The 20,677-nt window shown below is 65.3% G+C and carries 20 protein-coding genes; 12 read left to right on the top strand and 8 right to left on the bottom strand.

Annotated elements, in window-relative coordinates:
• Nucleotides 1-16: 16 nt before the first annotated feature.
• Entirely contained in the window at nucleotides 17-1,048 is a 1,032-nt protein-coding gene (locus ACYJP6_RS02260) for a LysM peptidoglycan-binding domain-containing protein (protein ID WP_459473011.1), read from the bottom strand.
• A gap of 231 nt (nucleotides 1,049-1,279) precedes the next feature.
• Here ACYJP6_RS02260 and def point away from each other — a divergent pair, with 231 nt between their 5' ends.
• From def to ACYJP6_RS02240, 4 genes are read left to right on the top strand one after another with little or no spacing between them, the layout of a single operon-like run.
• On the top strand, nucleotides 1,280-1,786 hold the full coding sequence (gene def, locus ACYJP6_RS02255) for a peptide deformylase (RefSeq protein ID WP_145008250.1): 507 nt from the start codon (nucleotides 1,280-1,282) through the stop codon (nucleotides 1,784-1,786).
• Between the two features lie 58 nt (nucleotides 1,787-1,844).
• On the top strand, nucleotides 1,845-2,789 hold the full coding sequence (fmt, locus tag ACYJP6_RS02250; RefSeq protein ID WP_459473009.1) for a methionyl-tRNA formyltransferase: 945 nt from the start codon (nucleotides 1,845-1,847) through the stop codon (nucleotides 2,787-2,789).
• Nucleotides 2,786-4,087, top strand: a complete 1,302-nt coding sequence (gene rsmB, locus ACYJP6_RS02245; RefSeq protein ID WP_459473008.1) for a 16S rRNA (cytosine(967)-C(5))-methyltransferase RsmB — start codon at nucleotides 2,786-2,788, stop codon at nucleotides 4,085-4,087. The genes fmt and rsmB overlap by 4 nt, the downstream gene beginning before the upstream one ends.
• Before the next feature lie 11 nt (nucleotides 4,088-4,098).
• Entirely contained in the window at nucleotides 4,099-4,416 is a 318-nt protein-coding gene (locus ACYJP6_RS02240; protein ID WP_459473006.1) for a tetratricopeptide repeat protein, read from the top strand.
• On the opposite strand, the gene ACYJP6_RS02235 is transcribed toward ACYJP6_RS02240, so the two are convergent.
• The 3 genes from ACYJP6_RS02235 to ACYJP6_RS02225 form a co-directional block, all read right to left on the bottom strand.
• The gene (locus ACYJP6_RS02235) at nucleotides 4,407-4,679 is read right to left on the bottom strand and encodes a PilZ domain-containing protein (RefSeq protein ID WP_459473005.1); all 273 of its coding nucleotides are present in this window, start codon (nucleotides 4,677-4,679) and stop codon (nucleotides 4,407-4,409) included. The genes ACYJP6_RS02240 and ACYJP6_RS02235 overlap by 10 nt on opposite strands.
• Before the next feature lie 170 nt (nucleotides 4,680-4,849).
• Entirely contained in the window at nucleotides 4,850-5,737 is an 888-nt protein-coding gene (locus ACYJP6_RS02230) for a lysophospholipid acyltransferase (protein ID WP_459473003.1), read from the bottom strand.
• Between the two features lie 89 nt (nucleotides 5,738-5,826).
• Nucleotides 5,827-6,411, bottom strand: a complete 585-nt coding sequence (locus tag ACYJP6_RS02225; protein WP_459473001.1) for a DNA-3-methyladenine glycosylase I — start codon at nucleotides 6,409-6,411, stop codon at nucleotides 5,827-5,829.
• Nucleotides 6,412-6,800: 389 nt separating this feature from the next.
• On the opposite strand from ACYJP6_RS02225, the gene glyQ reads away from it, so the two are divergent.
• From glyQ to ACYJP6_RS02205, 4 genes are read left to right on the top strand one after another with little or no spacing between them, the layout of a single operon-like run.
• Entirely contained in the window at nucleotides 6,801-7,766 is a 966-nt protein-coding gene (gene glyQ / locus ACYJP6_RS02220; RefSeq protein WP_459472999.1) for a glycine--tRNA ligase subunit alpha, read from the top strand.
• Nucleotides 7,766-9,823, top strand: coding sequence for a glycine--tRNA ligase subunit beta (gene glyS, locus ACYJP6_RS02215; protein ID WP_459472997.1), 2,058 nt, complete (start codon nucleotides 7,766-7,768; stop codon nucleotides 9,821-9,823). Before glyQ ends, glyS begins: the two co-directional genes overlap by 1 nt.
• Nucleotides 9,824-9,826: 3 nt before the next feature.
• Complete coding sequence (gene gmhB, locus ACYJP6_RS02210; protein WP_459472995.1) at nucleotides 9,827-10,369, top strand: D-glycero-beta-D-manno-heptose 1,7-bisphosphate 7-phosphatase; 543 nt, start codon at nucleotides 9,827-9,829, stop codon at nucleotides 10,367-10,369.
• A complete protein-coding gene (locus tag ACYJP6_RS02205; RefSeq protein WP_459472993.1) occupies nucleotides 10,369-11,118 on the top strand; it encodes a lysophospholipid acyltransferase family protein in 750 nt (249 codons plus the stop codon). Before gmhB ends, ACYJP6_RS02205 begins: the two co-directional genes overlap by 1 nt.
• A 386-nt stretch (nucleotides 11,119-11,504) precedes the next feature.
• On the opposite strand, the gene gyrB is transcribed toward ACYJP6_RS02205, so the two are convergent.
• From gyrB to dnaA, 4 genes are read right to left on the bottom strand one after another with little or no spacing between them, the layout of a single operon-like run.
• A complete protein-coding gene (gyrB, locus tag ACYJP6_RS02200; protein ID WP_074528998.1) occupies nucleotides 11,505-13,925 on the bottom strand; it encodes a DNA topoisomerase (ATP-hydrolyzing) subunit B in 2,421 nt (806 codons plus the stop codon).
• Nucleotides 13,922-15,031: a DNA replication/repair protein RecF gene (gene recF / locus ACYJP6_RS02195; protein ID WP_459472992.1), complete on the bottom strand. Its 1,110-nt coding sequence runs from the start codon at nucleotides 15,029-15,031 to the stop codon at nucleotides 13,922-13,924. The genes gyrB and recF overlap by 4 nt, the downstream gene beginning before the upstream one ends.
• Nucleotides 15,032-15,041: 10 nt before the next feature.
• Nucleotides 15,042-16,145: a DNA polymerase III subunit beta gene (dnaN, locus tag ACYJP6_RS02190; protein WP_145008237.1), complete on the bottom strand. Its 1,104-nt coding sequence runs from the start codon at nucleotides 16,143-16,145 to the stop codon at nucleotides 15,042-15,044.
• A 28-nt stretch (nucleotides 16,146-16,173) separates the two neighbouring features.
• Nucleotides 16,174-17,643: a chromosomal replication initiator protein DnaA gene (gene dnaA / locus ACYJP6_RS02185; protein WP_459472991.1), complete on the bottom strand. Its 1,470-nt coding sequence runs from the start codon at nucleotides 17,641-17,643 to the stop codon at nucleotides 16,174-16,176.
• A gap of 526 nt (nucleotides 17,644-18,169) precedes the next feature.
• On the opposite strand from dnaA, the gene rpmH reads away from it, so the two are divergent.
• The 4 genes from rpmH to yidC are packed head-to-tail and all read left to right on the top strand — an operon-like array spanning nucleotide 18,170 to nucleotide 20,677.
• The gene (rpmH, locus tag ACYJP6_RS02180; protein WP_007160134.1) at nucleotides 18,170-18,304 is read left to right on the top strand and encodes a 50S ribosomal protein L34; all 135 of its coding nucleotides are present in this window, start codon (nucleotides 18,170-18,172) and stop codon (nucleotides 18,302-18,304) included.
• Between the two features lie 12 nt (nucleotides 18,305-18,316).
• On the top strand, nucleotides 18,317-18,718 hold the full coding sequence (gene rnpA / locus ACYJP6_RS02175) for a ribonuclease P protein component (protein ID WP_459473415.1): 402 nt from the start codon (nucleotides 18,317-18,319) through the stop codon (nucleotides 18,716-18,718).
• Nucleotides 18,711-18,959, top strand: a complete 249-nt coding sequence (gene yidD / locus ACYJP6_RS02170; RefSeq protein WP_459472989.1) for a membrane protein insertion efficiency factor YidD — start codon at nucleotides 18,711-18,713, stop codon at nucleotides 18,957-18,959. Before rnpA ends, yidD begins: the two co-directional genes overlap by 8 nt.
• Nucleotides 18,960-18,961: 2 nt before the next feature.
• Nucleotides 18,962-20,677, top strand: coding sequence for a membrane protein insertase YidC (yidC, locus tag ACYJP6_RS02165; RefSeq protein WP_459472987.1), 1,716 nt, complete (start codon nucleotides 18,962-18,964; stop codon nucleotides 20,675-20,677).

Raw genomic sequence — 20,677 nt, 5'->3', positions numbered from 1 at the left:
GACCCGGAAGGGGAGGTTAGGGGTTGCGCACCTTGTCCATGATCGCCAGCTGGCGGGTGGCGGTCAGGATCAGGCCGTAGCTGATCTTGTCGTAGGTACGAAAGACCATCAGCAGCCCGGCGCGCTCGTCGGGGATCTTCACCAGCTCGCCGGTGATGCGATCGCGCACCGTCTCGCCGGTCTTGTACACCGCCAGCACATTGCCCTCGGTCAGGCCGTCGCGGGCGCCTTTGTTGAGGGTGACCACGTCGAACTGGCCGACCTGGGTGACACCCCGGGGTACGTCGAGGATCAGGCCGTTGAGCTCGCGGGCCGGTGCGCTGGGCATGAAGGTGGAGTTCACCAGTCGCTCCTCGGTGGGGAACAGCCGGTCGCCCAGGCGGACCTCCTGGGTGGTGCGGGTCAGGCGCAGGGTGGCGATGTCGCCTTCCTGGGCGACCAGGTCGGCGCTGCCGATGAAGTCGCCATTGATGCCGAGGAAGGCGCCGGTCTTGGGATCGACGTAGGTCTTGCCCTGGCGGTAGATACCGAAGGCCGAGACACCCGGCTGCAGCTTGCCGCGCACATAGATGCGATCGCCAGCGCCGCTCACCACGCGCTCGGCGTTGCCGGCCACCACATAGGGCGCCGCCTGGAACTGTTCGGCCGAATCGATGGCGCGGTTCTGCAGCAGGAAGCTGTTGACCGCCTCCAGCGGAATGGCCGGGATGGCTTCGGCGATGGGCGTGCTGCGCACCGTGGGCGACAGCTTGACCGTGCCGCGCGAGGCGCCGCGGTTGAGCTGCAGCCGCGGCTGGCCGTCGACGTAGCTCAGCACCAGGGTATCGCCGGGATAGATGAGGTGGGGATTCTTGATCTGCGGATTGGCCTGCCAGATCTCCGGCCATTCCCAGGGCTTGCTGAGGAATTTGGCGGAGATGTCCCAGAGGGTATCGCCGCGGACCACCGTGTAGCTTTCCGGATGATCCTGGCGCAGGGTAACCGCCGCGTACGCCGACTGCAGGGCGCCCGCTGCGACCAGCAGCAGGGCGAACAAAGATTTCCTCATGCGCCGAATCCCTTTACACTCTTAGCCTTGAAGAACCGTCTTCACGCGAACGTCGGGGAATCGCCCCAGTCGTGCCCTGATCGCCACGTTCGTCGGCACCAGGCAGCGCAGGCGCTCATCCCCGTCGACCGACCTCATCCACCGTGCGGAGCTGCTCCGTGTCGGGTGGATACAACGCTGCGGCATCTTAGCAGCGCCCCTTGACTGTATTCCACAAGTGCCCTCAACGCCATGGCGATCCTAGACATCCTCGAATTTCCCGATCCCCGCCTGCGCACCGTCGCCAAGCCCATCGACACGGTCGACGACGCCCTGCGCCAGACCATCGACGACATGTTCGAGACCATGTACGAAGCGCCCGGCATCGGCCTGGCCGCCACCCAGGTCAACGTCCATCGGCGCCTGGTGGTGATCGACGTCAGTGAAGATAAGAGCGAGCCGCTGGTCTTCATCAACCCGGAAGCCGAGCCGCTCACCCAGGAACTGGGCGAGTACCAGGAAGGCTGCCTGTCGATCCCCGGCTTCTATGAAAAGGTCTGCCGCCCCGAGCGGGTCCGGGTGAAAGCCCTCGACCGTGACGGCCAGCCCTTCGAGCTGGAATGCGACGGCCTGCTGGCGGTGTGCATCCAGCACGAGATCGATCACCTCGACGGCAAGCTGTTCGTCGACTACCTGTCGCCGCTCAAGCGTGATCGCATCAAGAAGAAGCTCGAAAAGCAGCAGCGCCACAAGGCCTGATCGCCCTGGCGGACGGCGTCATCGGCGTCCGCCGCTCGCCCTTTCCGCCAGGTCCGCCATGTCCAGATCCCTTCGCCTCGTCTTCGCCGGAACCCCGGAATTCGCCGCCGTGCACCTGCAGGCGCTGATCAGCGCCGGCTATCCCATCGCCGCCGTCTACACCCAGCCCGACCGCCCCGCCGGGCGCGGCCAGAAGCTGGCCATGAGTCCGGTCAAGCAGCTGGCGCTGGCCCACGGCATCCCCGTCGAACAGCCGCCGACCCTGCGTGATCCCGCGGCCCAGGCCACCCTGGCGGCGCTGGAGCCCGACCTGCTGGTGGTGGTGGCCTACGGCCTGATCCTGCCCCAGGCGGTGCTGGACATCCCGCGCCTGGGTTGCATCAACAGCCATGCCTCGCTGCTGCCGCGCTGGCGCGGCGCGGCGCCCATCCAGCGCGCGCTGGAGGCCGGCGATGCCGAATCCGGGGTCACCGTGATGCGCATGGAAGCCGGCCTGGATACCGGGCCGATGCTGAGCAAGGTGACGACGGCGCTCACCGCCGAAGACACCGGCGGCAGCCTGCATGACCGCCTGGCCGCCCTGGGCGCCGCCGCCGTGGTCGCGGCGTTGCCCGGTCTGGCCGATGGCAGCCTGGCGGGCGAAGTCCAGGACGATGACCTGGCCACCTACGCCCACAAGCTGAACAAGGACGAGGCCCGGCTGGATTGGGAACGTCCCGCCGTGGAGCTGGAGCGGCGCATCCGCGCCTTCGATCCCTGGCCGCTGTGCCATACCGCCCTGGCCGGCGAACCGCTCAAGGTCTGGGCCGCCGAGCTGGCCGAAGGCCAGGGCATCCCCGGCATGGTGCTCGATGCCGACCGCCACGGGCTGCTGGTGGCCTGCGGCGAGGGCGCGCTGCGCCTGACCCGGCTGCAGCTGCCGGGCGGCAAGCCGCTGGGCTTCGCCGATCTCTACAACGCCCGCCGCGAGCGCTTCGCGCCCGGCCAGGTGCTGGGCCTATGAATCCCCGGCTGGCGGCGACCCGCGCCCTGGCGGCGGTACTCGCCGGCCGCGCCTCCCTGGGCAGCAGCCTGCCCGAGCAACTGGCCAAGGTGGAGCCGCGCGACCGCGCCCTGGCCCAGGACCTGGCCTTCGGCACTGCCCGCTGGCAACCGCGGCTGTCCCTGCTGGCGGAAAAGCTGTTGCAGAAGCCCTTCAAGGCCGGCGACCGGGATCTCGAAGCCCTGCTGCTGATCGGTCTCTACCAGCTGTTCTACACCCGCATTCCGGCCCATGCCGCCATCGGCGAGACGGTGGGCTGCGTCGACAAGCTGAAGAAATCCTCGGCCAAGGGCCTGCTCAACGCCGTGCTGCGCCGCGCCCAGCGCGAATACGACAGCCTGCTGCCGGCCCTGGAGCACGACCCGGCGGCGCGCCTGGCCCATCCGCGCTGGCTGCAGAAAGCCCTCAAGGCGCGCTGGCCGGAGCACTGGGAAGCCATCGCCACCGCGAACAACCTGCATCCGCCGCTGATCCTCCGGGTCAATCGGCGCCAGGGCGGTCGCGACGCCTATCTGGCCGAACTGGCTGCCGCCGGTATCGCGGCCGTGCCCTGCACCTTCAGCGCCGACGGCATCCGGCTGTTGCAGCCCCAGGACGTCACCGCCCTGCCGGGCTTCGCCGCGGGGCGCCTGAGCGTGCAGGACGAAGCCGCCCAGCTGGCGGCCGAGCTGCTGGAGCTGGCGCCCGGCCAACGGGTACTGGACGCCTGCGCGGCACCGGGTGGCAAAACCTGTCACCTGCTGGAGCGCGAACCGGGCCTGGCCGAGGTGGTGGCGCTGGACGCCGACGCCGGCCGGCTGCAGCGCGTCGAGCAGAATCTTGCCCGCCTGGGTCTTGCGGCCCGTACCCTGGCCGCCGATGGCCGATCCGTGGCCGACTGGTGGGACGGCAAGCCCTTCCAGCGCATCCTGCTGGACGCCCCCTGCAGCGCCACCGGGGTGATCCGTCGCCATCCGGACATCAAGCTGACCCGCCAGGCCGAAGACATCCCGCCGCTGGTGCAGCTACAGGGCGAATTGCTCGACGCCCTCTGGCCGACCCTGGCGGTAGGCGGCATCCTGCTCTATGCCACCTGTTCGGTACTGCCGGAAGAGAACAGCGACAACCTGGCCGCCTTCCTCGCCCGTACCCCGGGCGCCCGCGAGCTGGACATCCCCGCGCCCTGGGGGATCGCCCAAGCCCATGGCCGCCAGTTGCTGCCCCAGGCGGAAGGCCACGACGGCTTCTATTACGGCAAGTTGATCAAGATCGCCAAGTAGGAGGCTTCGCCATGCTCGAATCCCTGGAAAAGCTGCTCGCCCGCGGCCAGGACAATGCCCTGCTGAGGTTCGGCCTGGGCAAGGGCTACCTGGACGCCGGCGAGCCGGCGCGGGCCATCGAGCACCTGGCGCGCTGCGTGGAATTCGATCCGGCCTATTCGGCGGCCTGGAAGCTGTTGGGCAAGGCCCATGAAGGCAGTGGCGACCTGGCCAGTGCCGCGGCGGCCTGGACGCAAGGCCTGCAGGCAGCGCAAGCCAAGGGCGACAAGCAGGCGGAGAAGGAAATGACGGTATTCCTCAAGCGGCTGGCGCGCCGCGCTCAATCCTGATCGCGCAGGAATTTGAGACCGGCGCCTTCGCCATCGGTACGCATGACCTCCATGTTCACCTTCGGCGCCTCCATCGGCAGGTCGAGCACCTGGCCGATCACCCGGGTGCCGCGCGGTAGCCGGCTCAGCTCGGGATGCACCACATAGACGCCGCCATCGGAGAGATCGCGCGTCTCGCCGACGATCTCGCCATCCGGATAGGAGATCCACAGCCGGCACTTGAGCGGGGTACGGGTATGGTGGCGCTGATCGCGCGAATTCATCGCCTGACTCCCTGGATAGGCGCTCCTTGCAGTCCCCGCAGCTTCCGGCAAAGCCGGGCGCCTGTCAGCCGCGCGCCGACCGAACGGTCCAGGGGATCAGCTGAGCGATCCGGCGCGCAAGGCCGCGCACAGCCAGTCGTCCAGGGCAGAACCCGGGCGTGGCTGGGCGTCTAGTACCACTTTTCCTCGCCCTCCGGGCGATTCTTGAATCTCTTCATGCTCCACATGTACTGGGTCGGATAGCGCCGCACGTAGCCAGCCAGCACCTCGCTCATGGCCGCTACCGAGACCTGCGGATCCGGGTCGTACATGGCCGGGGGCGCGGCTTCCAGGATCACCTTGTAGCCACTGCCATCTTCCAGGCGCACCGCATGGAAGAACACCCCGCGCGCCTTGCCCCGGGCCAGCAGCGAGGGGACGAACTTGCTGGTCAGGGCGGTGGTACCGAGGAAGGGCACGAACAGCCCGGCGCTGCGGCTCGGCTCGGGATCGGCGGGAATGCCCACCGCGCCGCCACGACGGACTTCCTTGATCACGCTGATGATGCCTTCCGGGGTCGAGGGCGCCACCCGGTTGCCCAGTTGCACCCGCTGGCGCTTGAGCAACTCGTCCACCGCCTTCAGCTTGGGCGGCCGGTAGAAGATGATCGGCTTGGCATGGGAGCAGTAGAAGTGGTTGAGCAGCTCCCAATTGCCCAGGTGGCTGGTGATGCCCACCACGCCATCGCCGGAAGCCAGGGCTTCCTGCAGCACATCCATGCCTTCCACCTCGCGCACCAGGCGCAGCGAGCGCTGGGGCGACCAGATCCAGGCGCAGGCGCTTTCGGTCAGGGTCTTGCCAATACCGCGCAGGCACTCGCGCGACAGCCGCTCCAGGCCGGCGGCATCGAGTTCGGGAAAACAGTGGGCGAGATTGATGCGGGTGACGGTGCTGGCGCGAGTCGGCAGCTTCCACATGCACCAGCCGATGAATCCACCCAGGCGCTGAACCATCCGCCAGGGCAGCAGGGCGAAAAGGCGCAGGAAGGCGATCATCAGCGCGCCTTTGAATCTTTCCAAGAGAGGGCTCCTGTCTGAATGCGCCGACAGTTTACCGTCTACGAGCCCCGGAAACGTTAAGAAAGCGTAAGGTTCAGGTTAACCGGCTGCTATACATTCAGCTTTTCATGCAGCTCTGCCGACGGACGGGCCAGGTCGGCGTACCGGTCGCAATCGAGGGTGTGGTCCATCACCAGCCCCATGGCCTGCATGAAGGCATAGCAGATGGTCGGCCCGACGAAGGTGAAACCCGCCTTCTTGAGCGCCTTGCTCATGGCCTCGGCCTCCGGGGTGATCGCCGGGACCTCGCTGCGCTCGCGGAAATGATTGATGCGTGGCGTGCCACCGACGAAGGACCACAGCCAGCCGGCGGGATCTTCGAGCCGGAGCCAGGCCTGGGCATTCTGCCGGGCGGCACGCAGCTTGGCGCGATTACGGATGATGCCCGGGTCCTGCAGCAACGCTTCGATCTCCACATCGGTCAGGCGCGCCAACCGCTCCGGGTCGAAGCCGTGCAGCACCTCGCGATAGCGTTCGCGCTTCTTGAGGATGGTGATCCACGACAGGCCCGCCTGGAAGCCTTCCAGCAGCAGGAATTCGAAGAGCACCGCCGGATCACGCTGGGGCACGCCCCATTCGTGGTCGTGGTAGTCGATGTACAGTGGATCGACGGTACACCAGTAGCAACGCGGCATGGCGAAGACTCGGTCGAGAAGGAAAAGCCTCACCTTAGCGCATTGCCGGGCGGAGGAGACGAGTCCAACAGCCTCATCGGCGGCTACTCCTACAGCGGGTGAGGCTTTTGTAGGAGCGGCCGCATCGGCGGACCGCCCTGGCCGCGATTAAGCGTGATAAAGGCCAGACCCTAGGTTGGGTTGCGACGGCGCTATCGTCGAAGCCCAACATCGCCGGCGCCCCGAGACACTGTTGGGCTTCGCTACGCTCAACCCAACCTACGCCGGACCAGGGTCGCGATAACGGGAGCAGGCACTTTCCCGCCAGGCAGCCCCAAGCCCCCATGCGGTCACCACCGGCTTTCGGCTATACTCCCCGGCTTTTCGTCGCAGCCGAACGGGTATTTTTCGTGAGCCAGTCCAAGCCCACCGTGCGCACCTTCCAAGACTTGATCCTGGCCTTGCAGCAATACTGGGCCGAGCAGGGCTGCGTGGTACTCCAGCCCTATGACATGGAAGTTGGCGCCGGTACCTTCCACACCGCCACCTTCCTGCGCGCCATCGGTCCGGAGACCTGGAACGCAGCCTATGTGCAGCCCAGCCGTCGCCCCACCGACGGCCGCTACGGCGAGAACCCCAATCGCCTGCAGCACTACTACCAGTTCCAGGTGGTGTTGAAGCCCAACCCGGACAACTTCCAGGAGCTCTACCTGGGCTCCCTGGCCGCCATCGGCCTGGATCCGCTGGTGCACGACGTGCGCTTCGTCGAGGACAACTGGGAATCGCCCACCCTGGGCGCCTGGGGTCTCGGCTGGGAAGTCTGGCTCAACGGCATGGAAGTCACCCAGTTCACCTACTTCCAGCAGGCCGGCGGTCTCGAGTGCTATCCGGTGACCGGCGAGATCACCTATGGCCTGGAGCGCCTGGCCATGTACCTGCAGGGCGTGGATTCGGTCTACGACCTGATCTGGGCCGACGGTCCCTTCGGCACCGTGACCTACGGCGACGTCTTCCACCAGAACGAGGTGGAGCAGAGCACCTACAACTTCGAGCACGCCAATGTGCCCAAGCTGTTCGAACTGTTCGACTTCTACGAGTCCGAGGCCAATCGCCTGATCGCCTTGGACCTGCCGTTGCCCACCTACGAGATGGTGCTCAAGGCCTCCCATACCTTCAACCTGCTGGACGCCCGCCGCGCCATCTCGGTGACCGAGCGCCAGCGCTACATCCTGCGCGTGCGTACCCTGGCGCGCAGCGTGGCCCAGGGCTACTTCAAGGCCCGGGCCCGGCTGGGCTTCCCGCTGGCCACCCCTGCGCTGCGTGACGAGGTCCTGGGTCGCGACGATGTCCAAGCGCTGCTCAAGGAGGGCGAATGATGAGCGATTCCCTGGATTTCCTGGTCGAGCTGGGTACCGAAGAACTGCCACCCAAGGCGCTCAAGACCCTCGGCGACAGCTTCCTCGCCGGCATCGAGAAGGGCCTCAAGCAGGCTGGTCTTGGTTACGCCAGCGCCCGCGCCTATGCCGCGCCACGCCGCCTGGCGGTGCTGGTCGAGGCCCTGCAGACCCAGCAGCCCGAACGTAGCGTCAACCTGGACGGCCCGCCGCTCCAGGCCGCCTTCGGCGCCGACGGCCAGCCGACCCAGGCGGCCCTGGGCTTCGCCCGCAAGTGCGGCGTCGACATCAGCGCCATCGACCGTAGCGGTCCCAAGCTGAGATTCTCCCAGAGCATCCCCGGCCAGCCGGCGGCCAGCCTGCTGCCCGGTATCGTCGAAGCCTCCCTGGCCGAGTTGCCGATTCCCAAGCGCATGCGCTGGGCCGCCCGCCGCGAGGAATTCGTGCGTCCGACCCAGTGGCTGGTGATGCTGCTGGGTGACGAGGTCATCGACTGCGAGATCCTCACCCGCCGTGCCGGCCGTGAGTCCCGCGGCCACCGCTTCCATCATCCCGATGCCGTGCGCATCAGCGCCCCGGCCCACTACGCCGCCGACCTGCGCGCCGCCCATGTGCTGGCCGACTTCGCCGAGCGCCGCCAGCTCATCGAATCCCGCGTGGCCGAACTGGCCGCGGCGGAGCAGGGCAGTGCCGTGGTGCCGCCCGCGCTGCTGGACGAGGTGACCGCCCTGGTGGAATGGCCGGTGCCCCTGGTCTGCGCCTTCGAGGAACGCTTCCTCGAGGTGCCCCAGGAAGCCCTCATCACCACCATGCAGGACAATCAGAAGTACTTCTGCCTGCTGGATGCCCAGGGCAAGCTGCTGCCGCGCTTCATCACCGTGGCCAACCTGGAGAGCAAGGACCCGGCGCAGATCGTCAGTGGCAACGAGAAGGTGGTGCGCCCCCGTCTCACCGACGCTGAATTCTTCTTCAAGCAGGACCAGAAGCAGCCGCTGGAAAGCTTCAACGAGCGCCTGAAGAACGTGGTCTTCCAGGCCCAGCTCGGCACCGTCTACGACAAGGCCCAGCGCGTCGCCGCCCTGGCCGCCTTCATCGCCGAGCGCATCGGCGGCGATGCCGAGCGCGCCCACCGCGCCGGTGTGCTCGCCAAGTGCGACCTGGCCACCGAGATGGTTGGCGAATTCCCCGAGATGCAGGGTATCGCCGGCTACTACTACGCCAAGAAGGGCGGCGAAGCCGAGGACGTGGCCCTGGCGCTCAACGAGCAGTACATGCCGCGCGGCGCCGGCGCCGAACTGCCGCAGACCCTGACCGGTGCCGCCGTGGCCCTGGCCGACAAGCTCGACACCCTGGTCGGCATCTTTGGCATCGGCATGCTGCCCACCGGCAGCAAGGATCCCTTCGCCCTGCGTCGCCAGGCGCTGGGCGTGCTGCGCATCCTCATCGAGAAAGGCTTGGAGCTGGACCTGCCGGCCGCCGTGGCCTTCGCCATCGCCGGCTACGGCGAGCGGGTCAAGGCCGCGGGCCTGCAGGAACAGGTTCTGGACTTCGTCTTCGATCGCCTGCGTGCCCGCTACGAAGACGAAGGCATCGACACCGCCGCCTACCTGGCCGTGCGTGCCCTGCGTCCGGCCTCGGCGCTGGACTTCGACCAGCGCGTCCAGGCCGTGCAGGCCTTCCGCCGCCTGCCCGAAGCCGAAGCCCTGGCTGCCGCCAACAAGCGCGTCTCCAACCTGCTCGGCAAGTTCGAAGGCACGGTCGCCACCCAGGCCGATGCCGCGCTGTTCGAGACCGATGCCGAGCGCACCCTGGCCGCGGCCATCGCCGCCGCCGAACGGGACGCCGCGCCCCTCGCCGCGGCCCGCCGCTATCGCGAAGCCCTGGAGCGCCTGGCCAGCCTGCGTGCGCCGGTGGATGCCTTCTTCGACGAGGTGCTGGTCAACGCCGAGGACGAGCGCGTCCGCGCCAATCGCTATGCGCTGCTCGCCCATCTGCGTGGCCTGTTCCTCGGCATCGCCGATATCTCGGTGCTGGGCTAGGGTATGAAGTTGATCGTGCTGGACCGCGACGGTGTCATCAATGTCGATTCCGATGACTACGTGCGCAGCGCCGAGCAGTGGCAACCGCTGCCCGGCAGCCTCGCGGCCATCGCCCGGCTGAAGCGGGCCGGCTGGCAGGTGGCCGTGGCCACCAACCAGTCGGGCCTGGCGCGCGGTTATTTTTCCGCCGAGGAGCTGGCGGCCATGCACGAGAAGCTGCAACGCCTGCTGGCGGAGGAGGGCGGTCAGGTCGACCTGATCCTGCACTGTCCCCATGGCCCGGAAGCCGCCTGCGACTGCCGCAAGCCGCTGCCCGGCCTGTTTCGCGCCATCGCCGACCACTATGGGCGCAACGATCTGGCCGGCGTCCCGGTGGTGGGCGACAGCCTGCGTGACCTGGAAGCCGGTGTGGCCCTCGGCTGCACGCCCTACTTGGTGCGTACCGGCAAGGGCGAACGTACCCTGGCCAAGCCCTTGCCATCCGGCACCCAGGTCTTCGCCGACCTGGCCGCGGTGGCCGACCACCTGCTCGAGGAAGCGCCCTGATGCGGTTCTTGCGTACCCTGTTGTTCTATCTGCTGCTGGGCACCAGCGGCATCCTCTGGTCCTGCGTCAGCCTGCTGATCGCGCCCTTCCTGGCCTATCGCGCCCGCTATCGGCTGGTGGTCAAGGCCTGGACCGGCTTCGCCGTCTGGCTGGCCAAGGTCGTCTGCGGCATCCGTTACGAGATCGAAGGGCTGGAGAACGTCCCGGCGCAACCCTGCGTGATCGTGGCCAACCACCAGAGCACCTGGGAAACCTTCTTCCTCTCCGCCCAGTTCGAGCCCACCTCCCAGGTGATCAAGCGCGAATTGCTGCGGATCCCCTTCTTCGGCTGGGCCTTCTCGCTGCTCAAGCCCATCGCCATCGACCGTGACAACGGCAAGCTGGCCCTGCAGCAGCTGACCGAACAGGGCGGCCGCTACCTGGCCCAGGGCTGCTGGGTGCTGATCTTTCCCCAGGGCACCCGCATCGATTATGGCCAGATGGGCAAGTTCTCCCGCGGTGGCGCCGCCCTGGCCTGCAGCCTGAACGTGCCCATCCTGCCCATCGCCCACGACGCCGGTGCCTATTGGCCCAATCGTTCCTGGATCAAGTCGCCGGGTACCATCAAGGTCAGCATCGGTCCGCTGCTCCATCCCCAGGGCCAGGATCCGCGTGCCATCGTCGATCTCAACAATCGCTGCTTCGCCTTCATCGAGCAGGCCCTCGCGCCCAAGCCCGACACCCCCTCCAGTCAGCGCTGCGTAGCCTGATCGCCAGGCCGCAAGGGCCTGGCGTTTCCCCCGGTTTTCCTCCGATTTCCCACAGACTTATCCACAGCTCATGAGCAGGCTTTGCGCTGAGCCGCTTAAGGGTCTCTTGCGCCAATACCGGGAATTCCACAAGTACCGACAAGCTTATTCCCAGGCTTATCCACAGGCACTTTCGTTATACCCTGTGCCTCTATGCCGCATGGCACGGCCTCTTTGCACACTTTTATGGCATTGCCGAAAAGACACTTAGCAAAACTATCCACAAAACCTTCAGCTATAAGATGAATGGCAACACCCGTCGTGGAACGAAACGGCGAGGCCACCTAGCCAGAATGTTTTCCACAAAAAAGCCCCGCATGGCGGGGCTTGTGCATAACAGCTCTCGATCAGACGTCGAGGTTGGAAACCGCCAGGGCGTTGCTTTCGATGAAGTCGCGACGCGGCTCCACCTGATCGCCCATCAGGGTATTGAAGATCTGGTCGGCGGCGATGGCATCCTCGATGGTCACCTTGAGCATGCGACGCACGTTCGGGTCCATGGTGGTCTCCCACAGCTGATCCGGATTCATCTCGCCCAAGCCCTTATAGCGCTGGATGTTGAATCTCTTGCTGGTCTCGTTCATCAGCCATTCCCAGGCTTCCTTGAAGGTACTGACCGGGCGCCGACGTTCGCCGCGCTTGGCGTAGGCACCTTCTTCCAGAAGATTGTCCAGCTGGGCGGCCAGCTCGGTCACCAGGCGGTAATCGTTGCTGCCGAAGAAGTCCCGGTTGAAGGTGACGTAGCTGGACAGGCCATGGGCGCGGGTCTCGACTTCCGGTAGCCACAGGCTGCGCTCGCGATCCTCGCGCAGGCTGATGGTATAGGTGGTGCCGTTGCGCTCGGCGGTCTTCAGGCGTGCCTCGAAGCCGGCCAGCCACTGGCGCATGGCGGCCTCGTCGCCCAGTTGCTCCAGGCCCACGCGGGGCAGGTACAGCAGGTGCTCGCTGATGTCGGCCGGGTAGAGGCGCGACAGACGCTTGAAGGTCTTCATCACCTGGCGGTAGTTGTTCACCAGCTTCTCGAGTTCCACGCCGGACAGGCCCGGGGCGTTCTCGTTGACGTGCAGGCTGGCTTCCTCGAGGGCGGTCTGGGTCAGGTATTCCTCCATCGCCTCGTCGTCCTTGATGTACTGCTCCTGCTTGCCACGCTTCACCTTGTACAGCGGCGGCTGGGCGATGTAGATGTAGCCACGCTCGATCAGCAGCGGCATCTGGCGGAAGAAGAAGGTCAGCAGCAGGGTACGGATGTGCGAACCGTCCACATCGGCATCGGTCATGATGATGATGTTGTGGTAGCGCAGCTTGTCGATGTTGAATTCTTCGCGGCCGATGCCACAGCCCAGCGCGGTGATCAGGGTGCCCACTTCCTGGGAGGAAAGCATCTTGTCGAAGCGTGCCTTCTCCACGTTGAGGATCTTGCCCTTCAGCGGCAGGATCGCCTGGGTGCGCCGGTTGCGGCCCTGCTTGGCCGAACCACCGGCGGAGTCACCCTCCACGATGTAGAGTTCGGACAGCGCCGGATCCTTCTCCTGGCAGTCCGCCAGCTTGCCCGGCAGGCCGGCGATATCCAGGGCGCCCTTGCGCCGGGTCATCTCCCGCGCCTTGCGCGCCGCTTCACGAGCGCGCGCAGCGTCGATCATCTTGCCGACCACTGCCTTGGCTTCGTTGGGGTTCTCCAGCAGGAAGTCGGAGAAATGCTTGCCCATCTCCTGTTCCACCGCGGTCTTCACCTCGGAGGAGACCAGCTTGTCCTTGGTCTGGGAGGAGAACTTAGGGTCCGGCACCTTGACCGAGATGATGGCGGTCAGGCCTTCGCGGGCATCATCACCGGTGGTGGCGACCTTGAACTTCTTCGCCAGGCCCTCGGCCTCGATGTAGTTGTTCAGGTTACGCGTCAGCGCCGAGCGGAAGCCGGCCAGGTGGGTACCACCGTCGCGCTGGGGAATGTTGTTGGTGAAGCAGAGGATGTTCTCGTTGAAGCTGTCGTTCCACTGCAGGGCCACTTCCACGCCGACGCCATCGTCTTCGCGCTGCACCTGGAAGTGGAATACCTGGTTCACCGCGCTCTTGTTGGTGTTCAGGTAGTCGACGAAGGCACGCAGGCCGCCTTCGTACTTGAACAGCTCTTCCTTGCCGGTGCGCTCGTCGCGCAGCAGGATGCCGACGCCGGAGTTGAGGAAGGACAGCTCGCGGATGCGCTTGGCCAGGATGTCCCAGCTGAACTGGATGTTGTTGAAGGTCGCGGCGGACGGCTTGAAGTGCACCTGGGTACCGGTGCTGTCGGTCTCGCCGATCACCGCCAGGGGGGCCTGGGGCACGCCGTGCACATAGACCTGCTCCCACACCTGGCCGGCGCGGCGAATGGTCAGCCGCAGCTCTTCGGACAGGGCGTTCACCACCGAGACACCTACGCCGTGCAGGCCACCGGAGACCTTGTAGGTGTTGTCGTCGAACTTACCGCCGGCGTGCAGCACGGTCATGATGACCTCGGCCGCCGAGACGCCTTCTTCCTTGTGGATGTCCACCGGGATGCCGCGGCCGTTGTCGCGCACGGTGATGGATTCATCCATGTGGATGGTGATGCTGATCTCGCTGCAGAAACCGGCCAGGGCCTCGTCGATGGAGTTGTCCACCACCTCGAAGACCATGTGGTGCAGGCCGGTGCCGTCATCGGTGTCGCCGATGTACATGCCGGGGCGCTTGCGCACGGCATCCAGTCCCTTCAGCACCTTGATGCTGGAAGAGTCGTAGGTATTGGTCTCGCTCATGCTTGGCTCCCGCTAGTGTGGGTCTGCTTGATATGGCCGTGTTCCACGTGAAACACGCTGACCTCTGTCTCCGGCCGCCAGGCGGCCTGTAGCGTCTCGCGCTCGACACAGGTGATGAAGACTTGGCACTCTAGTGCCTCCAGCAGCCGGCACAGGGCCAGCCGGTGTCCCTCGTCCAGTTCCGAAGGCAGGTCGTCGATGAGATAGACGCACTGGCCTCGCTTGACCTGGTTGACCAGCCGGCCCTGGGCGATGCGCAACGCGCACACCACCAGCTTCTGCTGGCCGCGCGACAGGATGTCCGCCGCATTGTGATTGCCGATGCGAATCCGCAGATCGGCCCGCTGCGGTCCGGCCTGGGTATGCCCCAGCTGCAGGTCCCGCGGCAGACTGTCCGCCAGCACCTCGCGCAAATCGCGCTCGCGATCCCAGCCGCGGTAGTAACTCAGGGTCAGGCCGTCGAGCTGGATCAGCTCGCCCAGCACCGCGGTGAATTCCGGCTTCAGGCGCTGGATATAGGCCTGGCGAAAGCCATCGATCTCGCCGCTGGCCAGGGCCAGTTCCTGATCCCAGGCGGCCTGCGCCGCAGGGTCGATTTTACCACGTCTGAGCCAGTGATTCCGCTGTCTGAGCGCCTTTTGCAGGCGTTGCCACAGCGGCAGAAAACGCTGTTCCTCGTGGAACACGCCCCAGTCGAGAAACTGCCGTCTGATCTTTGGGCTGCCTTCGAGCAGCCGGAAGCCATCGGGGTTGATCAGCTGCAGCGGCAGCACCTCGGCCAGTTGCGCCGCGCTGCGGGCATTCTCGCCATTGATGCGGATCTGGTAGTCGCCCCCACGCTCGCGCTGGATGCCCAGGTTGCAGTCCTGGCCGCCGGGCAGCCGTACCTGGCCGAATACCGTGCAACTGGCCTGCTCGTGCTGGATGACCGGCGCCAGCTTGGTGCTGCGAAAGGAGCGCGCCAGGCCCAGCAGGTGGATGGCTTCCAGCAGGCTGGTCTTGCCGCTGCCGTTGGCCCCGTGCAGCAGGTTGACCCGCGGCGAGGGTTGAAGCGCGACCGCCTGCAGATTGCGCAGGCGGTCGGCGTTGAAGCGGATCAGCGTCATCGAGCGGCGATCAGAGGCGCATCGGCATCACGACATAGGAGGAATCGTCGTTGCCCGCCTCCTGCAACAGCGCACTGCTGCTGGAGTCGGACAGGGTAATGCGCACCTGGTCGGTGGTCATCACGCCGAGCACGTCGAGCAGGTAGCTGACGTTGAAGCCGATCTCCAGGCTGCCACCGTCGTAGTCGACCTGCAGTTCTTCCTCGGCCTCTTCCTGCTCCGGGTTGTTGGCCTGGATCTTCATGAAGCCGTTTTCCAGCTGCAGGCGGATGCCACGGTACTTCTCGTTGGAGAGAATGGCAGTGCGGCTGAAGGCCTCGCGCAGGTGCTGGCGTTCGCCCAGCACCAGCTTGTCGCCATGGCGCGGCAGGACTCGCTCGTAGTCGGGGAACTTGCCGTCCACCAGCTTGGAGGTGAAGGTGAAGTCGCCGGTGGTGGCGCGGATGTGATGCTGACCCAGCACCACGTTGACCGGCTCTTCCGGTTCGGTGAGCAGGCGCGACAGTTCCAGGATGCCCTTGCGCGGCACGATGACCTGGTGCTTCTCGGCTTGGTCGACCTCGGCCTCCAGCATGCACATGGCCAGCCGGTGACCATCGGTGGCCACGGCGCGCAGGCGCCCGGTGCTGGCTTCCAGCAGCATGCCGTTGAGGTAGTAGCGCACGTCCTGCTGGGCCATGGCGAAGCCGGTGCGCTCGATCAGGCGGCGCAGGCGACCCTGGGGAATGCTGAACTTCAGCGAGCCCGGGCCTTCCTCCACGGTGGGGAAGTCATTCGCCGGCAGGGTCGACAGGGTGAAGCGGCTGCGTCCGGAGCGGATCAGCAGCTTCTGCTCCTCGGTGCGGATGTCGATCAGCGCATCGGGCTGCAGGCTCTTGCAGATGTCCATCAGCTTGCGCGCCGGCACGGTGATCTCGCCGGCCTCGGCGGCTTCTTCCAGCTCGACCCGGCCAACCAGCTCGACTTCCAGGTCGGTACCGGTCAGCGACAGCCGCTGGCCTTCCACGACCAGGAGTACGTTGGACAGCACCGGCAGCGTTTGCCGACGTTCCACGACACCGGCCACCAGCTGCAGCGGTTTCAACAGGGCTTCGCGTTGAATGGTGAAATGCATGGTCAGGTCCTTGCCAGGGCCGCGTCCGTCAGGTCGTCAGGGTACGCAGCAGGTTCTTGTAATCCTCGCGAATATCCGCGTCGGATTCCCGAAGTTCGGCGATCTTGCGACAGGCATGCAACACCGTCGTGTGATCGCGTCCGCCAAAGGCGTCGCCGATTTCCGGCAGGCTGTGGTTGGTCAATTCCTTGGACAGCGCCATGGCAACCTGCCGCGGCCGGGCCACCGAACGCGAGCGGCGTTTGGACAGCAGATCGGCGATCTTGATCTTGTAGTACTCGGCCGCGGTGCGCTGGATATTGTCGATGCTGACCAGCTTGTCCTGCAGCGCCAGGAGATCCTTGAGCGATTCGCGGATCAGTTCGATGGTGATGTCGCGGCCCATGAAGTGGGCATGGGCGATCACCCGCTTGAGCGCGCCTTCCAGCTCGCGCACGTTGGAACGGATGCGTTGGGCGATGAAGAAGGCGGCGTCGTGGGGCAGGTCGACCTTGGCCTGGTCGGCCTTCTTCATCAGGATCGCCACCCGCGTCTCCAGCTCCGGCGGTTCCACCGCCACGGTGAGACCCCAGCCGAAGCGCGACTTGAGTCGCTCTTCCAGGCCATCGATCTCCTTGGGATAGCGGTCGCTGGTGAGGATCACCTGTTGTCCACCTTCGAGCAGGGCATTGAAGGTGTGGAAAAACTCTTCCTGCGACCGCTCCTTGCGAGCGAAGAACTGGATATCGTCGATCAGCAGCGCATCCACCGAACGGTAGAAGCGCTTAAATTCGTTGATGGCGTTCAGCTGCAGCGCCTTGACCATGTCGGCGACGAAGCGCTCCGAATGCAGATAGACGATCTTGGCGTTCGGATTGCGCTTGAGCAGGTGATTGCCCACCGCGTGCATCAGGTGGGTCTTACCCAGACCCACGCCCCCATAAAGGAAGAGCGGGTTGTAGCCGTGCTTGGGGTTGTCCGCCACCTGCCAGGCCGCGGCGCGGGCCAGCTGGTTGGACTTGCCCTCGACGAAATTCTCGAAGGTGAAGGTGCGGTTGAGGTAGCTGGTGTGCTTGAGCGCGCCCTCCACCTGCACGGTGCGTTCGGTCCTGACCGCCGGCTCGTCGGCCTCGGCCAGTTCCGCCGTCACGTCTTCCAGGGCGACGCCCGCGGTGACGATATCCGACTGGATAGGTTGCGGCGCCTGCACCGGCGGCGGCAGCGGCGTGCTCTGGCTACTGGGCATCTGCGCCGGACGCGGCTTGTTGCTGCGCTTGCTGCCGATCAACAAGGACAGCACCGGCGCGATGCCGTCGTCGGCATGCTCCTCGAGCAATTCGAGGATTCGACCCAGGTACTTCTCGTTGACCCAGTCGAGCACGAAGCGGTTGGGCGCGAACACCCGCAGCTCATCCCCTTCCGCTTCCACCTGCAGTGGCCGGATCCAGGTATTGAATTGTTGCGAAGGCAGTTCGTCGCGCAGCACATCCACGCAACGTTGCCAGAGTTCGACCGACACAGCGTCTCCCAAGAACTGGAGCGGCCCGGGCGGGCCATGAGCAAACGCCCATTGTATCCCTCCCCACCCGGGTTATCCACATGGTCGCGCAGTTTCCCGGCGAGCAGCTGGCTGGGCAACGAGGCTCGACCCCACGACCGCCAGCTCTGTGGATAACGCCGTCTGACCTCTCTGGACATCCCAGGGCTTTTCGCTGTGGATAATCCTGCTGTGCGTAACAGCCTCGCTTATCCACAGGCTCCACGCAGGCTAGCCACCCCGATCCCACCTGTTGGAAACAACCTTTCCATCCACGCTCGGATCAGGCCCTGTCTGGGCTGCCTCGATCTATCCACAGAAATCGGCTTCACCATACATATTCACTTCAACAGTCTTTTAAAACCTTCTGACCTGTTGATTTTATTTGCCTGGTCGCCGGTCAGCGGGTGTTGGTTGGAAATTGACCTGTCCCCCGGCTTTCTCTAGAATCCCCGGTCTCTTTGCGCGGGGCACTCATGCCTTGCCGCTTTCACCTAGGTAAAAGTCCATGAAACGCACCTTCCAACCCAGCACCCTGAAGCGCGCCCGTGTCCACGGTTTCCGTGCTCGTATGGCAACCAAGAACGGCCGTCAGGTTCTGTCCCGTCGCCGTGCCAAAGGCCGCAAGCGTCTGGCGATCTGATTGCCCGGTCAGGTGGTGAGTCAGGGTTTCGGTCGGGACAGGCGCTTACTGAGCTCCCAACAGTTCCAAGCGGTCTTTGACTCTCCCACCCACAAGGCATCCGGCAAGCACCTGCTGCTGCTCGCCCATGCCAATGGGCTCGACCATTCCCGCCTCGGGCTGGTCATCGGCAAGAAGAGCGTCAAGCTTTCTGTCGAGCGCAATCGCATCAAGCGGGTCATCCGGGATTCCTTCCGTCTGAATCAGGACCGCCTGGGCAGCTTCGATCTGGTCTTCGTCGCCCGCAAGGGACTTGGCGAAGTCGACAATCCCGAATTGCACGATCAGCTGCTGCAACTGTGGAAACGTCTCAATCGCCAGGCGAGCAAGGCCGTTGCCCACCCAATCGACAGTCCCGACGGTGCTCATGCGTAAACCGGCCCTGCTGCTGATTCGCTTCTACCGTTTTGCCATCAGCCCCATGATGGCCAGTCACTGTCGTTTCTATCCGACCTGTTCCGGTTACGCCCTCGAAGCCATCGAGCGCCACGGGCTGCTGCGTGGTGGCTGGCTGACCACACGGCGACTGTGCCGGTGCCATCCCTGGCACTCAGGCGGATATGATCCCGTTCCTCCCGCAAAGAACCCAGCCCCGACCTCTTCGATGGCCGAGTAAACATGGATATCAAGCGCCCGCTACTCATTGCCGCCTTGGCGATCGTGTCCTACACCCTGGTTTTCCAGTGGAACAAGGATTACGGCCAGGCCGATCTGCCCACGGCCAAGACGCAGACCAGCGTCCTGCCGGGCGATACCCCCAACGTGCCCACCGACGTACCGGCGGATGCCAAGGCTGCCGCCCCGGTGGATAACACGGCCGCCCAGCCGAGCACCGCGCTCATCAAGGTGCGTACCGACGTCCTCGACCTGGCCATCGATCCGCGCGGTGGCGACATCGTCCAGCTCGGACTGGTGCAGTATCCCCAGCGCCAGGACCATCCCGACGTTCCCTTCATGCTGTTCGACAACGGCAACGAGCGTCTCTACCTGGCCCAGAGCGGCCTGACCGGCGCCAACGGTCCCGACGCCAACAGCGCCGGTCGCCCGCTGTACAGCTCGGCCAAGTCCAGCTACGTGCTCGCCGATGGCCAGCCGCAGCTGGTGGTGGATCTCAAGTACCAGGCCAATGGGGTCGACTACACCAAGAGATTCACCTTCCACCGTGGCCTGAAGGTCGACTGCTCGGACGCCGAGAAGGCGCAGAAGAAGATCACCTGCATCAACCCGGACGCCTACCAGATCCAGGTCAGCTACCTGATCGACAACCAGAGCGCCAGCGCCTGGAACGGCGTGCTCTATGCCCAGCTCAAGCGGGACAAGAGCGGCGATCCCTCGGCCACCACTGCCACCGGCGTGTCCACCTACCTGGGCGCCGCGGTCGGTACCCCGGCCGAGCCCTACCGCAAGGTGTCCATGAGCGACATGGACAAGAACCGCCTGCAGGAATCCGTGCAGGGCGGCTGGGTCGGTTGGCTGCAGCACTACTTCGTCACCGCCTGGGTGCCGAACAAGGACGAGCAGCACCAGATCACCACCCGCAAGGATGCCCAGGGCAACTACATCGTCGGCTTCACCGGTCCGCAGCTGAGCGTGCCGGCCGGTGGCAAGACGGAGACTTCCCTGACCCTCTACGCCGGTCCGAAGATCCAGGAGCACCTCAAGACCCTGTCCCACGGCCTGGAACTGACCGTCGACTACGGCTTCCTGTGGTTCATCGCCCAGCCGATCTTCTGGCTGCTGCAGCACATCCACAGCATCCTGGGTAACTGGGGCTGGTCGATCATCGTCCTGACCATCATCATCAAGATGCTGTTCTTCCCGCTGTCCGCCGCCAGCTACCGTTCCATGGCGCGCATGCGTGCCGTCGGCCCGCGGCTGCAGGCGCTGAAGGAACAGCATGGCGATGATCGCCAGAAGATGTCCCAGGCGATGATGGAGCTGTACCGCAAGGAGAAGATCAATCCGCTGGGTGGCTGCCTGCCCATCGTGGTGCAGATGCCGGTGTTCCTGGCGCTGTACTGGGTGCTGCTGGAAAGCGTCGAGATGCGCCAGTCGCCCTGGATGTTCTGGATCACCGACCTCTCGGCCAAGGATCCCTTCTTCATCCTGCCGATCATCATGGGCGGCACCATGCTGGTCCAGCAGATGCTCAACCCCGCGCCGCCGGATCCCATGCAGGCCAAGGTGATGAAGATGATGCCCATCGTCTTCACCTTCTTCTTCCTGTGGTTCCCGGCCGGCCTGGTGCTGTACTGGATCGTCAACAACTGCCTGTCGATCCTGCAGCAGTGGTACATTACCCGGAAGATCGAGGCGGCCAGCAAGAAGGCCTGA

This window comes from Pseudomonas sp. No.117 (assembly GCF_054558395.1).
This window is presented reverse-complemented; position numbering and strand designations above follow the sequence as displayed.

Excerpts from the sequence above, each read along its gene's own strand:
- rsmB (WP_459473008.1), top strand. The coding sequence starts at position 2,786 with ATGAATCCCCGGCTGGCGGCGACCCGCGCCCTGGCGGCGGTACTCGCC.
- ACYJP6_RS02205 (WP_459472993.1), top strand. The coding sequence starts at position 10,369 with ATGCGGTTCTTGCGTACCCTGTTGTTCTATCTGCTGCTGGGCACCAGC.
- ACYJP6_RS02235 (WP_459473005.1), bottom strand. The coding sequence starts at position 4,679 with ATGAATTCGCGCGATCAGCGCCACCATACCCGTACCCCGCTCAAGTGC.
- fmt (WP_459473009.1), top strand. The coding sequence starts at position 1,845 with ATGTCCAGATCCCTTCGCCTCGTCTTCGCCGGAACCCCGGAATTCGCC.
- rpmH (WP_007160134.1), top strand. The coding sequence starts at position 18,170 with ATGAAACGCACCTTCCAACCCAGCACCCTGAAGCGCGCCCGTGTCCAC.
- gmhB (WP_459472995.1), top strand. The coding sequence starts at position 9,827 with ATGAAGTTGATCGTGCTGGACCGCGACGGTGTCATCAATGTCGATTCC.
- yidD (WP_459472989.1), top strand. The coding sequence starts at position 18,711 with ATGCGTAAACCGGCCCTGCTGCTGATTCGCTTCTACCGTTTTGCCATC.
- ACYJP6_RS02260 (WP_459473011.1), bottom strand. The coding sequence starts at position 1,048 with ATGAGGAAATCTTTGTTCGCCCTGCTGCTGGTCGCAGCGGGCGCCCTG.
- glyS (WP_459472997.1), top strand. The coding sequence starts at position 7,766 with ATGAGCGATTCCCTGGATTTCCTGGTCGAGCTGGGTACCGAAGAACTG.
- ACYJP6_RS02225 (WP_459473001.1), bottom strand. The coding sequence starts at position 6,411 with ATGCCGCGTTGCTACTGGTGTACCGTCGATCCACTGTACATCGACTAC.
- gyrB (WP_074528998.1), bottom strand. The coding sequence starts at position 13,925 with ATGAGCGAGACCAATACCTACGACTCTTCCAGCATCAAGGTGCTGAAG.
- recF (WP_459472992.1), bottom strand. The coding sequence starts at position 15,031 with ATGACGCTGATCCGCTTCAACGCCGACCGCCTGCGCAATCTGCAGGCG.
- def (WP_145008250.1), top strand. The coding sequence starts at position 1,280 with ATGGCGATCCTAGACATCCTCGAATTTCCCGATCCCCGCCTGCGCACC.
- dnaN (WP_145008237.1), bottom strand. The coding sequence starts at position 16,145 with ATGCATTTCACCATTCAACGCGAAGCCCTGTTGAAACCGCTGCAGCTG.
- yidC (WP_459472987.1), top strand. The coding sequence starts at position 18,962 with ATGGATATCAAGCGCCCGCTACTCATTGCCGCCTTGGCGATCGTGTCC.
- ACYJP6_RS02240 (WP_459473006.1), top strand. The coding sequence starts at position 4,099 with ATGCTCGAATCCCTGGAAAAGCTGCTCGCCCGCGGCCAGGACAATGCC.